Source organism: Alteromonas sp. H02 (assembly GCF_059682525.1).
In genome coordinates this window covers 724353-738583 of the sequence record NZ_CM185021.1, presented here as the reverse complement: position 1 = coordinate 738583, position 14231 = coordinate 724353, and the positions used below count along the sequence as shown (strand labels likewise).

Genomic DNA, 14231 nt, shown 5'->3' with positions numbered 1-14231 from the left:
TTAGTGAGGGAGAAGTTTGTTGGGATCTCGGTGGAAGCGACCACCGCCGGTGTAAACATCGCTTAACGTATCGAAGGTGCTCGATTCATCAGGGTGCTGGTCCAGTCCTTTTTCAAGGATCTGTTTGACGGCGCTGTAACGCACATTGTCGAAGGTCAGTGCGCGTAAGCAGGCGGCTTCAAGGCGCTTGTCACCGTAGCGTTTGGCAAGGCCCACAACGCCTTGTGCAGCACGCAGGTTATCCAGTACGCGGCTGGCAAACAGGCGCTTAATAAACACATGGCAGGACTCACCAATCCGCTGCGCCTGAGCCAGACAATACTGCGGATCCTGCATGTTGTAAGCTTGCGCGGCGGGCGGTTGATGTTCAGGCACCGTAGCGCGGCCACCCTGATGATGCATTCGGGCGTGCGTGGCTTTCAGCTCATGCTTTTGATAGATGCGCACCATGGTATCGCTGGCTTTCAGCCACAGTGTTTCTCGGATCAGAGTGTAAGGTACTGAGTAACGACAGTGTTCAAACTGTACGTGCCCATCACCGTGTACCTTTACTTTAGCCCAGACGGCTTGTTCTGGCGGCACTTCCGGTAGCGGACTAAGCAATGCCTGCTCGATCTCAGTGAAACGCTCAAGTGGCTGACATTTTGTGGTACCGTGCTTCCGATTACCGGCGACGGACAGCAACCAACTTTTAAGCTGTGCATTGGCATCACTGAGACTGCGAAATTCTTTTAGCGGTACGAAGCTATTTTTGATGTACTTGACGTTAGATTCCACACGCCCTTTCTTCTGCGGATCGCGCACGGGGCATGGGGCAATCAAGAAACCATAGCCTTCGGCACATTCACCATAAGCGCGCTGCACCTCAGGATCGTGATAGCAGGCCCTGGTGATGGCACATTTAGGGTTGTCGATAACGACCCGTTTGGGCACACCGTTAAACCATTCAAACGCACGACGATGGCAGGCCAGCCAGGTAGCAGTACTTTGATCGCGAATGAATTCAGCGTAGATATGCCGGCTCCAGGCCAGTGTCATGACGAAGATCCAACTCTTACGCAACTCGCCGGTCCGGGTATCCACAATGAGTGGACCCGCCCCGAAGTCCACTTGTGCGGCATCGCCAGGCGCAAACTCAATAACAGTAGTGGGAACAGGTGTTTTCTCTGCCAGCGCTTTTAGATAGCGGATCACCGACCAGTAACTGCCAGTGAAACCATATTTATCCACCAACGCCTGATGGATGGTCGTGCCTTGCACGCCATCTTGATACCACTTATCGACTTTATCGGCGTAAGGTGCAACGGATGAAGTGGTTGTCGGGTTGGGTGGCTTTTCGCCGAAAATAGTGGCGAGTTGCGTGTCGTCAGGCAGATCTTTATCCAGCTCAAGCCAGCCACGTTCAAGAGCGATACGCTTAATCGCTTTCACTTTATTACGGCCAGCGACACCACTGTCTGCAATCGCACGATTGGATTCCCCCATTCGCATTCGAACGAGGATCTGTCGGTATTGGTACATTTCAAACCTCCGGTTTGCCATGCGTATTCTCCTGACTGAAAAACAGTCAACGATACGCGAGTTAAACAGAAGTTTGAGGGGAAAATCAGGCCAAAGTGGATCTATTACGCCGCAAATCAGGTGGATCGATTACGGTGCAAATGGGGTGGATCCATTACGCCGCCAATGGAATGGATCCATAGCGGTGCCAATTAACACCAGTTAGATTTCTTCGGAAGAGTATAGCCCAAAAGACTACTACAGCTAGTTTCATTAAATTGCTGACAATTACTGATCCCAAAACCCTCTCATTTCTTCTTCAATTTGGCATGCCAAATTGAAGATAAAGTGAAGAGTTGGATGTTCGAATTATTAGCCTTTAAAAATATTGCACTAAGGTAAAGCCTTCTAAATAGTTTATGGAAAACTGGATTTATTTGGAAACTCGGGACTGGCAGGCAGATACAAAAAACCCTGACCATTTCTGATCAGGGCTTCTGTATGAATGGTGCCTCGACCCGGGATCGAACCAGGGACACGCGGATTTTCAATCCGCTGCTCTACCAACTGAGCTATCGAGGCTAAAACTGGTTAGCGATAAATGTTGCTGTCTCGCTGTGGGTGCGTATTTAACGAGTTTCGCGCTTTTAAGTCAACCACTTTTTTGAATATTTTAATCAACTGCATGTTCTTTGTGCAATCTGTGCAAAATCACGGCTTTTCGGGCGGAACATAGCCTTCAATCGTCGGTTCTTTCCCTTCAAACAGAAAGGCTTCCATCTGTTCTTCCAGAAACTTGCGATCGGTTGGCTCCATCATATTGAGCTTTTTTTCGTTAATCAGCATAGTTTGCTTTTTCTGCCATTCGGCCCAGGCTTCTTTGCTGATACTGTCGAAAATACGCTTACCTAGCTCGCCTGGGTAAAGCTGAAAATCCAGTCCGTCGGCTTCTTTGTCGTAGTGTGCACAATGTACCGTTCTGGGCATTGTTATTCTCCGCATTAATTTGTTGTGATTATAACTGTTTCGTTAAATCAGTTAGAAGTCTTTTTACCGGTGTAGGCACGCCCAATTGCAATGGCTTATGTAACGACACCCAGCTGTGACCCGTCTCGGCAATCACCGCGCTTAACGACTCGCAATGTAACAGCTTAGGCTGAATATCTAAATGATAGTGGCTAAAGGTGTGTCTGAATGGCGTAAGCAGCTGTGCATCGAATTCGCTACCGATGAACTGCGCAACATCCTTTGGCACGCTATCAGCGTCTTCGCTTTCAATAAAGCTCCAGAGCCCGCCCCAGATGCCGGTTGCCGGGCGTTGCCTGAGTAGCACACTGCCCTGGTAAAACGGGATCCACATCACAGTGCTTTTTACTGGCAGGGTCTTTTTCGGCTTTTTGCCCGGGTAGTCAGTCTGATTCCCCTGCGCATAGGCAATACAATCACTTTGTAACGGGCAGCGATCGCAGGCCGGTTTGCTCCGGGTACAGATCATCGCACCTAAATCCATCATGGCCTGGGTGTAATGATTGGTGCGCTCGTCCGGCGTATTCTGCGTAGCATACTGCCAGAGCTGTTCTTCTACCTGACGCTTGCCGGGCCAGCCCTCCACGGCATAATAACGAGCCAGTACACGCTTAACGTTACCGTCGAGTATAGGGTGTGACTGCCCGCAGGCGATGGATAAAATGGCCCCCGCCGTGGAACGGCCAATACCCGGCAGCGCTACTACCTCATCCAGAGTAGGCGGAAACTCGCCATTATATTGTGTAGCAATTTGCTGCGCCGCTTTGTGGAGATTACGTGCTCTGGCGTAATACCCCAGGCCCGTCCACAGATGTAGCACGTCGTCCTGCGGCGCCTCGGCCAACTCTATCACGGTGGGGAAACGCGCCATAAAGCGCTCAAAATACGGGAGCACCGTTGTCACCTGCGTTTGTTGCAGCATGATCTCAGACACCCAAACCCGGTAAGCAGAAATGGCCTGTTGCCAGGGCAGATGCTTACGACCATGTTCGTCAAACCAGTTTAATACCCGTGTAGAAAATGAATTCACAACTTTTTACTCCCAATTACTGCGGCGCAGTGTAACAGTGATTGCACCAATCCCGTAGAGCCTGATAGGCTCTGACCAACTTTTTCCCAGGAGCGTTTCATGCGATACGTTTTTTTACCCGGTACCCTATGTGATGAGCGTGTGTGGCTGCCCGTCTGGAAGCAACTCAGTCTTTCTGCCCGTGCATATGTACCGCTGCAGTGGGCAAATAGTTTAGAAGAAATGTTAGCGCTCACCAGCGACCGCACCGACCCGGACGGTAAAAATCACCTGATTGGATATTCTATGGGGGCCTATGTCGCTGCGTTGTGGGCGCTTACCTATCCGGATAAAGTCGCCTCGTTAACGCTGATGGGCTATGCCCCTACCGGTTTATCAGACCGGGAGTTAAAACGGCGTAAAACCTTACTTGAGCAGTTAAAAGGCGGCAAGGTGGATGTCACAGCTAAAGCCTATCTGGCTAACATGATGCTACCAGAACACAGTGATGAGATACTGCCAATACTCACCGATATGGCCAGCGATTTAGGCACGGCGACATTACGGGCGCATGTTCAAAGCACCACACCCAGAAAAGACCTCACTGCTAAGCTCGGCCAGCTCAACTGCCCGGTAAATTTAATTGCCGCCCGTCAGGACGCAGTGGCACCATTCCCGGCGATGCAAACCGCTCAGCAAAAAATTAACGGTGCCCGGTTGCTGCCGGTTGAAGACAGCGGTCATATGATGATGCTGGAACAACCAGCAAGTGTGGCGGCGCTGCTCAACGAGCTATTGGCTTAAACTAAGGTAACGCTTGAGGGCCTGCTGTGCAGAGGGAAACGCCAGTTTAAGCTCTGCACAGTCAGATAATGGCCGCCAGCTAAAGCCACTTACCTCACTGTTATCCACTTCGCAGTCAGGCTTGTTGTGTAATTCGGCAGCGAAAAAGATATCCATGGTTGGGTATACCAGTGTTTTATACGGGTACTGATTCGGCCATGCCCCGAGGTATTGCAATGACTGGCCAGGGTCGATGCCGGTTTCTTCCCGGCACTCACGGCGCAGCGCCTGTTCGGCCGACTCATCGGGATTAACAAATCCGCCCGGCAAATCCCACTCTCCGGCAGCCGGGGCTTTACTGCGTTTTACCAGCAACATGTGTTGCCGATACACCAGAATCCCGCCTACCGCTGCAGCCACATTACGGAACACTTCAAACTGGCAGTGGCTGCACTGATAACAGTTGTTGTCCTGACTGGTAAGAGCCTGCTGGCCGCATTGAGGGCAAAAGTGAGCTGACATTAAGTGAGTTTCCATTCGTTTGAGCCAGGTTTACGCTATCATACAACCAGCGACCCGTCGTGGCTGCACGCCAGACCGTTGCAATTTTGTACGCGTCGTGGATAATGCCGCGGCAATTAACAGGTGACAGACTATCATGGCAAAATTTAATTCCCAGGCCGAAGCCGAAGCGGCCGGCGTTTATATCAGTAAAGTAAAGAGTTTTGTAAAGCGCGAAGGGCGTTTAACTAAAGCCCAGGGCCGCGCGCTGGAAGCATTCTGGCCAACTAAAGGTATCGAATACCAAAACGCGCCGCTGGATCTTGGAGCAGTATTTGGCAGTGAGGCGCCGGTAGTCGTCGAAATCGGTTTTGGCATGGGTAAGTCACTGGTCACCATGGCCCATGAAGCCCCTGAGCTAAACTTTATTGGTATCGAGGTTCACCGCCCGGGTGTGGGTGCTTGTCTGGCGGATGCCGGCGAACTTGGCGTAGAGAATCTGCGCGCTATGGAACACGATGCCGTTGAAGTGCTTAAAAACATGATCCCGGATGGCAGCCTGCATCGCCTGCAATTGTTTTTCCCCGATCCCTGGCATAAAAAGCGCCACCACAAACGCCGTATTGTGCAGGCGGACTTTGCTGAATTAGTTCGCACCAAACTGGCTGTTGGTGGCTCATTCCACATGGCCACAGACTGGGAGCCCTACGCAGAGCACATGGCTGAGGTCATGAACGCAGCAGAGGGTTACACTAACACTGCTGCTGAGGGTGATTACGTACCGCGCCCTGATTACCGCCCCACCACCAAGTTTGAGGTACGCGGCCAGAAACTTGGCCACGGCGTTTGGGATCTGATTTACGAGCGCACAGCATGAGCCTGTCACCGCAAAGCCAGTTAATACTGCGTAACGAAGAGCAGTTTGAGCAGGGCAACTGGCTGGTTATCAATCCCGACGATGCAGCGCTTTTCAGCGCCTTAGGTGAGCTAAAACTCACCGTTTTGCATCAGTATTACGATGTATTTAAACAGTGTGCCCGGCGCACTGAAGCGGCCCGTTTTGACAGTCGCGACCTGATTAGCAATAACAGTAACTTCGCCCTCACCGCCACCACTGGCAATCACACACATACCTTTGCACCAGCAATTAGCGATGTAGATGCGATTACTGATGTGTTGATTTTTATGCCCAAAGCCAAAGCGCATCTGGCGATGCTGATGGCCATGGCGGCTGCGCTGGCAGGCGACGGTAACCGTGTACACGTGATTGGTGAAAATCGGGGTGGTATTAAAAGTGCCGGTAAAACCATTCAATCTTATGGGGATGTAGATAAAATAGACTCTGCCCGCCATTGCAGCTGGTTAACCTGTCATCTCAACCAGACGCCTGCTCCGTTTACGCTTAACGATTATATGAGCCGCGATACCTACAGCCGTAACGGTATTGAGTGGACCGTGTGTTCCTTACCCGGCGTATTCTCTCATCGCGAGCTGGATGCCGGCACTGCCATGTTGCTGGATAAACTGCCCTCGTCGGTGTCCGGCAAGGTTCTCGACTTTGCTTGTGGTGCCGGAGTAATCGCCAGCTATTTGTTAAGTGCCGGCAGTAAGGCGAGCGTGGAACTGTTGGATGTCAGTGCTCTGGCACTGTGGTGCAGCGCCCACACATTGCATGAGAATAATCAGCAAGGCGTTATCATCGCCACCGATACACTGCAGGGTGTCAGCGCCAAGTACCATACGGTTGTAACAAACCCGCCGTTTCATACCGGAGTTAAAACCGATTACCGCATCAGCCGAGAATTTATTCAGGCTACCCGGCAACATCTGCAGCCAAAGGGAAAACTCTATCTGGTCGCCAACCGCTTCTTACCCTATGCGGAATTGCTCGCGGAACAGTTTTCAAGCCCATCAGTGCTCACCCAGGACAATCGATTTTCTGTGTATTTTGCACAAAGTTAGCGTTTAAATCCCTGTCTTGTGTGATAATTTGTGTAAAGCATCAAATTAAACGCTGGAGAGTAGTGTGAACATTGTTTTTGCGATTTCTGAAGTTGAAGAGCTGGTTAAAACCGGTGGCCTGGCCGATGTGGGCAAAGCGCTGCCTCTGGCACTGAAATCGCCCGAGCATACCGTTAGCGTATTTATGCCCTATTACCGGGCAATTGCCGAGCAATTCTCACTTTCTGAAGCCTGTAGCAGCCAGACCCTGTTTGCCGAAAGTAAGGTTTACCACTATGCCGTTCGCCAGCTTAACTGGCACGGTATCGACGTTTACTTTATTGACTATCCGGAATACTTCGACCGGGAAGGTCTGTATAACAGTGCTTATGAGGCCTATCACGACAACGGCGAGCGGTTTAGTTTCTTTTGTGGTGCCGTCTTAAGTGCTATTCAGGCGCTTGGCATGGCACCGGATATCATCCACTGTCACGACTGGCATACTGCCATGCTGCCGTTTTTACTTCGCAGCGATCGCAGCGGCTATTTCGGCAACACCCGTTCGGTATTTACCATTCACAATGCCGCGTTTCAGGGTGTGCACCGCATAGAAGAAATTCCGTACCTGCGTCATCACCCGGCCATCTTTGAGCAGGTCCATGGCGGCTACATTAACTTTTTGCAGTCTGCCATCGAGTGCGCAGATAAAATTACCACGGTAAGTCCTAATTATGCCTCTGAGCTCCTCACCGACCTGGGCAGTCATGGCCTGCACGACCGGCTGATGCAGCGCAGTAATGACCTATCCGGTATTTTAAACGGCTGTGATTACAGTCAGTGGGATCCGATGACAGACCCCTATATACCTGCCCACTTCAACGCTGATGATGTTACTGGCAAGGCCGAATGTAAGCAGGCTCTGCAACGTAAATCCGGCTTACCGGAAGAGCCTAACGTGCCGGTATTTGGTATGGTATGTCGCCTCACCGAACAAAAAGGGTTTGGTTACCTTATCCCCATCCTCGACCGCCTTATTCGACACAAACTGCAGTTGGTGATTATTGGTACTGGCGATCCCAGGGTTTGTCAGGATCTTGGCGAGTTTGCCGAGCAACATCCCCAGCAGTTCTCCTTTATTAACGGCTTCAGTACCGAACATGCCCACCTGATTGAAGCTGGCGCGGATTTCTTTTTAATGCCTTCTCAGTTTGAGCCTTGCGGACTTAATCAGATGTACAGCCTGGCCTACGGTACTGTGCCCATTGTGCGCGCGGTGGGAGGCCTTAAAGATACCGTGGTCGATCCCGAATACTCTCCTGATACGGCAACCGGTTTTGTATTTGAAGACCCCTGCGGCGAGGCCTTACTCAGCTGTATTCGCCGTGCGCTATTAGCTTACTACGAATGTCCGGTGACTTTCCGGGCCATGCAGCAAAAGGGCATGCACACGCGCTTTACCTGGCAGGAAGCCGCTGAACAATACCTGGCGCTATACCAGAGCATCCATTAATGTCACGATGGGCATCATTACTGTTAGCAGCCTTTGCCCTGGCGAGTCCTGCAGGGTGGGCCGAGGTGCCTGAGGAATGCATTCAGGCGCCGGAGCGACAAACGGCCTGCCCGCACACCCTGTATCGGGTAGCGCGGGTTGCGGTGCCGTCACTGGCCATTAATCAGGGCTCAATGGTGTGCCTGTGTTTATCCGACCTCACCGATTTACCGGCCAGCCGCCAGCAAGCTGCCTTTACCAGCATAGCACGCGAGTATGCACTGCCACCGCAGGCACTTTTTCAGCTATTGACAATACCGGCACCAGACTGGGCGGCAGAAAATAACCAGTAGTCTGGCATAAATAGGGCTTTTATAACCCAAAACCACACCTTTAAACTCCCGCAATACTTTATTTTTTAGCCTTTATGAGCCACTATTAAATGACTAATCCTTGTGGGCTTATTTAACCTTCTCATGTCGCTGTCGGCCGCCAGACTATCGATCAAAAGTATCATGATATGGCTTGTTATTGTCGTATCGGGCAGCGCTATGTTGTTATCCACCCTGGTGACAAACTATCTGCAACACGCAGAGGTTAAAGAGCAACTGCTACAAAACGTGCGTTCGCTGGCCGATATGGTAGCCAGTAACGTGCGTCCCATCATGGCTGTCACCCCCACCGACTTAGACGAAGAGATGACCCGCAGTGATCAGCTCGCCACTATGCTGCAAGGGCTCGATAGTTTTCCGGACGTATTAAACGCGCATATTTACAGTGCTCTGATCAACGGGCAGACACCGCAAATGCTCGCGTTATATACCAAATCAACCAGTACTGCTGCCGAGAGTAAGATTAATGACATGGCGCGCTACTTCACCGCCCGGTTAGACGAAGATAACCAGGTAATAGAAATTATCCGCCCCATCAACATAGAAGAACAAACCCTTGGCTATGTGTACGTGCGGATGTCACCCGAATCATTTTTCAGCTACGTCAGTGGCACCCGAATGGTGCAAGTGGCCACAATAGTGCTGATTATCATTGCCGCTTTTCTGGTTGCGCTCAAATACGGCCAGATGCTGGCTAATCCGATCCAGGATACCAACCTGATGTTGCAGAAGGTTGCCCGCAGTCGCGATTACTCCCTGAGATTCTCAGCCAGCAATGTCCGCGAGTACGACCATATGCTCGATTCCATCAACATTTTACTGTCGCGGGTTGAGGAGTATATCAGCAAACAACAGCAGGCCGAACGGGAGTTACAAACCCTCAACAGCCGCCTTGAAGAAGAAGTCAATCAACGTACAGTCGCGCTGAAGAGTGCGAACGGCGAACTGATTCAAACACTGGAGAAGCTGCATCAATTTCAGCGCCAGATTGTGGAAAATGAAAAGATGGCATCACTCGGCGATATGGTGGCAGGTGTTGCCCATGAGGTAAATACACCCATTGGACTGGGCATTACAGCCTCGACCATGATGCTCGACCGGCTGGCGGTTATCGACCAGCAATTTAGGGATAAAACACTCAAGGCCAGTGCCATGGAGCGCTTTATCAATGAAAGCCGGGAAAACCTGAATATTATTTATCGCAACCTCGACCGGGCCGCACAGTTAATCTCGAGCTTTAAACAGGTAGCGGTGGATCAAACCAGTGAAGAAGCCCGGGAAGTCAATGTTAAGCAGTTGATTGAAGAAACCCTGATGTCGATGCGGCCGCGGCTGAAAAAGGTCACTCATACCATTAATATTGATTGCCCTGAAACACTGAATGTTATGTGTAAAGCCGGGCCGTTAAATCAGATTTTGATCAATTTAATCATGAATTCACTGATCCACGCCTTCGAAACGGTTGAAAACGGCAAAATTGACGTCATAGCTAGGTTGACGGAAGAGCAAAAACTGAAAATAATTTACAAGGATAACGGAAGCGGTATACCGGCCAGCATCAAGAAGCGTATTTTTGATCCCTTTGTTACAACAAAACGTGGCCAGGGTGGCTCCGGATTAGGGATGCATCTAGTATTTAACTTGGTAACTCAGGCGCTTAATGGCAATATAAAGTTAGAAAGCGAAGAAGGAAACGGCGTTGAGTTTACGCTAACGTTCCCGGTAACAGTAAAAAACCATAAAACCGTTATTTAACACATTTTTTCTTGGACTTAACCTGCCCTTAAGCGTACTTTTACGAATGTGGCAATTAATTTGCAAGATAAAAAGATCGATAACAATAAAATCTGATAAACTTTGTACAGAGTACTAATTTTTGTAAATAGAGTGTGAACATGCAGACGCCCAACATATTAATTGTAGAAGATGAAGTGGTCACCCGAACCACATTGAAAAGTTTGTTTGAAGCCGAAGGGTATAACGTTTTCGAAGCCGAAAACGGCGAACAAATGCATGATTTTTTTGAAAATCACACAATCAATCTGGTTATCATGGACATTAACCTGCCTGGTAAAAACGGATTGATTCTGGCTCGCGAAGTACGCGACCGTAAAAATATTGGCCTGATTTTCTTAACGGGTCGCGATAACGACGTGGATCGTATCCTGGGTCTGGAAATTGGTGCAGATGATTATCTCACCAAACCATTCAACCCACGTGAGCTGACCATCCGCGCACGCAACCTGCTGAGCCGTACCACCAGCAGCACTGAAGACGATGATTTACCAAGCCGTGTTAGCTTTAACGGCTGGACTCTGGACGGCGACAGCCGCTCTCTGATTGCGCCAAGCGGTAATGAATTCCGCCTGCCACGCAGTGAGTTCCGTGCTTTACACCTGTTCCTGAGCAACCCGGGTAAGATACTTACCCGTGAACAGCTGATTATGGAAATGACCGGCCGTGAACTGCGTCCGAACGACCGTACCGTGGATGTTACCATTCGCCGTATTCGTAAGCATTTTGAATCAGAGCCAAATGAAGAAGAATTGATCGTCACCATTCACGGTGAAGGCTATCGCTTCTGTGGTTCGGTAGACAGCTAAAACACCCCAAAGCGCTCATTTACGTACTGGGACAACAGCACAGGCATTAGCTTGTTGCTGTTGTTTTAGTGTCTGCGATTTACTACATCATTCTTTCCTGGTGCGACCGCCCCCAAAACTCCTTTGCTCTATGAACTCAGTCAGGCTCAGTCATTAGCAGCTGATGTAATTGCTGAATCTCCAGGGGATAGCTTGATGGTGCCTGCGTGTCTACCAACGGCGTAAGAAATTTGCGTGCTTCTTCACGCATGCCCAGAGCGTTGAGGGTATGAGCGAGAAAATATTGTGTATCATCATCCTGACCATTGCGGGTATATGCCTCACGTAACAGTTTAAGGCCGCTTTCCATGCGGTTACGTTGCACCAGCCCCCAGCCTTTTAACGGCAGTATATAAGGATCAGCCGGATTAATTGCCTCAGCAACAGCCACATACTCAATAGCTTTTTGCGGATCAAAATGAAAATATAACTGGGCGAGACGGCGCGCGTAACCCGCTTTCTTACTATCCTCTGACGCAGTCAGGTAAAGCTGTTCATAGTGAGGTTCAGCTTCTCTGAAACGCTGTTCATAATAATAATACTGGCCCAGCAAACTACGGCTGAATACGTTATCCGGTGCCGCTGCGACACGCTTTTTAAGAGCCTCTTCGAACGCTTCTTTGCCAATATCATACCGGGTTAAACCGTATAGTTTGGCATAGGCAAGTTCAAATTCAGGGTTTAACCGTAAGGCATGATGGTAGTATTCGCTGGCCTTAACAGCCTGGCCCTGCTGCTCTGCAAGGCGTCCTTTTAATAACCATAATTCTGGGATATTGTTCATATCAGACGCTGCCTGAAGTACCTTTCCAGCCTCTTCAGTCTGATTCTGATTAAGGTATAACTCGGCCAGTTTTACAGGCGGTAAGGGATCATCAGGATTAATCAACCGGGCCTGTTGCAATGACTTAACCGCCAGACGCTGATTACCTGACTGAATACTTATATTGGCAATCCCCAGCAACAAGGTGGCATCACCGTTACTCAGCGGCAGCGCTTTGTAGATATCCAGGTCAGCCCGATTAGACTCTTGTTGAGACACATACAGCTGCGCTCGTCTAAGCAGGTTTCTGGCAGTATCATGCTCCAGTGCAATAAGCCTGGTAAGCATTTTGATGGCACCCGCCGTATTACCCTCTTGCTGATAGATGGCTATCAGGCTTTCAATCACTGAACGTTCGGTACCGTCCTGTTTATACAAAGATTCATAACGTTGTTGGGCCAACTCTGTCTGGCCAGACGAGAGTAACATGCCGGCATACATTTGTTGCAATGGCAGCTGGGCGGGATATTGCGCCACCAGTTCCTCAACACTTTGCAAGGCTGAGCTTTTATTGCCCTGGTAAAAATCCAGCCAGGCCAGGTTAGCCTGAGCCGGTACCATGTTGGGCTCACGACTCAGCGCCTTTTCAAATGCCATTCTGGCATTACCGGCGTCTCCCGACATCAGGTGCAAAGTACCTTTAAAATTAAGCCACACCGGCGTTTGTGCTGAGTGTTGTAATTGCTGTTCCACCACTCTGAGCGCTTTTGCGTAATCGCCGGCGAAACTCAGGGCCACAGCTGATACGCGGGCTACTTCTTCCGACTCAGGAAAGCTCTGCTGCAATTGCTCGAGTCGTTGTATTGCACGGTCTTGCATACCCCTGGCAAACAGAATTTTGACCTCCAGTAAACCGGTTTCCAGGCGCTGTGGATACCGGTTGGCAAAACTGCGCCAGGCCGGCAGGGCTTTAAATACCTTACCGTCTTCGATAAACAGTTCAATCAGCAGCGCCATGGACTTTGGCGCTTCTGCCAGCAATGTATCCTGCGCTGGGTCCAGCAGAACAATCGCCTGTCCGGGTTGCTTTAAAGCAACATGCGTTCTGGCCAGCAGCGTTAATGTCTGCGGGTAAAAGGCCCGCTCTTTGACTAAAAATGTGAATGCCTTGAGGGCTTGTTCGTAACTCCCGGACTGATAAGCAACTAAGCCTTCCAGATAGTACAGGGTCTGATTATTTGCCTTAGTGGTTTTATCCAGTTGCTCGATACGCGCTTTATAATTTGCGAGGATTTCGGCGTATTTGTCAGTTGGGTTGAGACTGTTGCGCACCAACATGGCGAAAGGATCTTCCGGGGTAAGGCTAAGGATAAGGTCCAGCGTATTGGCCGCTTCTGCGCGTTGATTCGCTGCAAGATAAACGTCTACCAGCGTGCGTAACACCAGCGGATCCTGTGGTGCAAGTACCGAGGCCTTATCCACAAAAGCAAACGCCTCGTCATAATGTTGTTGATAAAGCGCTAAACGCCCGCTGGCAAGCAATACCCGTATATCGTTGCGTGCCATAGAGGCCGCTACCTCAAGTTGCTTTTCTGCTTCCTGCCAGGCCTTGTTCTCAATCGCCAACTCGGCAAAGCCCAGTGCGGCTTCGAGCTCTTCCCCCAGCAACTGCAGAGCGGCGTAACTTTCCCTGGCGCAGTTGTCATTGTTAGTTTCCCGACAAGCCACTGCACGTTGTTTGAGCCAGTCTGCACGCATAGTTGGTGTAAACGCCTTAAAACCGGTAAAGCTGATTAACGATTCAAACTGTCTTGCTGCAATCAGTGACCGTGACCACTCACGGGCGAATAGTTCAGCGTCAGCCCCTTGCTCCAGGGCTTGTTGGAAGGTATCCACAGCCAGGTTATAACGGCCATACTCGGTTTGTATTTTGGCCAAAAGGGTAAGTGCGGGCAGGTAATCAGGGAGTTGCTGACGGCATCGTTTCAGGTAAATCAGCGCTTCTTCGGAATTACCATCAAGGTAAGCAAACTCTGCTTTCTCGCAGTCAATCACCACAGCTTCGGCTTGCTGACTTTGCGCCAGCCCCTGCGCAAGAAAACTACACCAACACAAAGCAGCGAAAAATAAACGTCCGGTCACATTAATACAACTCACAAGCGGCTAACCTGGAACATCTGGAAGG

General features: G+C 50.2%; 12 protein-coding genes and 1 tRNA gene. 7 read left to right on the top strand and 6 right to left on the bottom strand.

Annotated elements, in window-relative coordinates; translation table 11 throughout:
* The 4 genes from istA to mutY form a co-directional block, all read right to left on the bottom strand.
* Positions 1-1521 (bottom strand): IS21 family transposase, encoded by a 1521-nt coding sequence (gene istA / locus AC566Q_RS03295; RefSeq protein ID WP_105935683.1) that lies wholly within the window; start codon positions 1519-1521, stop codon positions 1-3.
* 485 nt (positions 1522-2006) lie between these two features.
* A tRNA-Phe gene (locus tag AC566Q_RS03290) sits at positions 2007-2082 on the bottom strand.
* A gap of 129 nt (positions 2083-2211) precedes the next feature.
* Entirely contained in the window at positions 2212-2487 is a 276-nt protein-coding gene (locus AC566Q_RS03285; RefSeq protein ID WP_499613656.1) for an oxidative damage protection protein, read from the bottom strand.
* A gap of 28 nt (positions 2488-2515) precedes the next feature.
* Positions 2516-3556, bottom strand: a complete 1041-nt coding sequence (mutY, locus tag AC566Q_RS03280) for an A/G-specific adenine glycosylase (protein WP_499613653.1) — start codon at positions 3554-3556, stop codon at positions 2516-2518.
* A 99-nt stretch (positions 3557-3655) separates the two neighbouring features.
* Between mutY and AC566Q_RS03275 the strand changes: the two genes are divergently transcribed.
* On the top strand, positions 3656-4339 hold the full coding sequence (locus AC566Q_RS03275) for an alpha/beta fold hydrolase (protein ID WP_499613650.1): 684 nt from the start codon (positions 3656-3658) through the stop codon (positions 4337-4339).
* Here the strand turns inward: AC566Q_RS03275 and AC566Q_RS03270 are convergent.
* Complete coding sequence (locus AC566Q_RS03270) at positions 4328-4840, bottom strand: NUDIX hydrolase (RefSeq protein ID WP_499613647.1); 513 nt, start codon at positions 4838-4840, stop codon at positions 4328-4330. The genes AC566Q_RS03275 and AC566Q_RS03270 overlap by 12 nt on opposite strands.
* A gap of 136 nt (positions 4841-4976) precedes the next feature.
* Between AC566Q_RS03270 and trmB the strand changes: the two genes are divergently transcribed.
* From trmB to arcA, 6 genes are all read left to right on the top strand, one after another.
* Positions 4977-5696 (top strand): tRNA (guanosine(46)-N7)-methyltransferase TrmB, encoded by a 720-nt coding sequence (gene trmB / locus AC566Q_RS03265; protein WP_499613644.1) that lies wholly within the window; start codon positions 4977-4979, stop codon positions 5694-5696.
* Entirely contained in the window at positions 5693-6781 is a 1089-nt protein-coding gene (locus AC566Q_RS03260) for a methyltransferase (RefSeq protein ID WP_499613640.1), read from the top strand. The genes trmB and AC566Q_RS03260 overlap by 4 nt, the downstream gene beginning before the upstream one ends.
* A gap of 64 nt (positions 6782-6845) precedes the next feature.
* On the top strand, positions 6846-8270 hold the full coding sequence (gene glgA / locus AC566Q_RS03255; RefSeq protein ID WP_499613637.1) for a glycogen synthase GlgA: 1425 nt from the start codon (positions 6846-6848) through the stop codon (positions 8268-8270).
* Positions 8270-8602, top strand: coding sequence for a hypothetical protein (locus tag AC566Q_RS03250; protein ID WP_499613634.1), 333 nt, complete (start codon positions 8270-8272; stop codon positions 8600-8602). Before glgA ends, AC566Q_RS03250 begins: the two co-directional genes overlap by 1 nt.
* A 198-nt stretch (positions 8603-8800) precedes the next feature.
* Positions 8801-10396, top strand: coding sequence for a sensor histidine kinase (locus AC566Q_RS03245; protein WP_499613631.1), 1596 nt, complete (start codon positions 8801-8803; stop codon positions 10394-10396).
* A 140-nt stretch (positions 10397-10536) separates the two neighbouring features.
* A complete protein-coding gene (gene arcA / locus AC566Q_RS03240) occupies positions 10537-11244 on the top strand; it encodes a two-component system response regulator ArcA (protein WP_070178677.1) in 708 nt (235 codons plus the stop codon).
* A gap of 136 nt (positions 11245-11380) precedes the next feature.
* On the opposite strand, the gene AC566Q_RS03235 is transcribed toward arcA, so the two are convergent.
* Positions 11381-14203 carry a tetratricopeptide repeat protein gene (locus AC566Q_RS03235; RefSeq protein WP_499613627.1) on the bottom strand — a complete coding sequence of 941 codons (2823 nt, stop codon included), beginning with the start codon at positions 14201-14203 and terminating at the stop codon, positions 11381-11383.
* Positions 14204-14231: the final 28 nt, after the last annotated feature.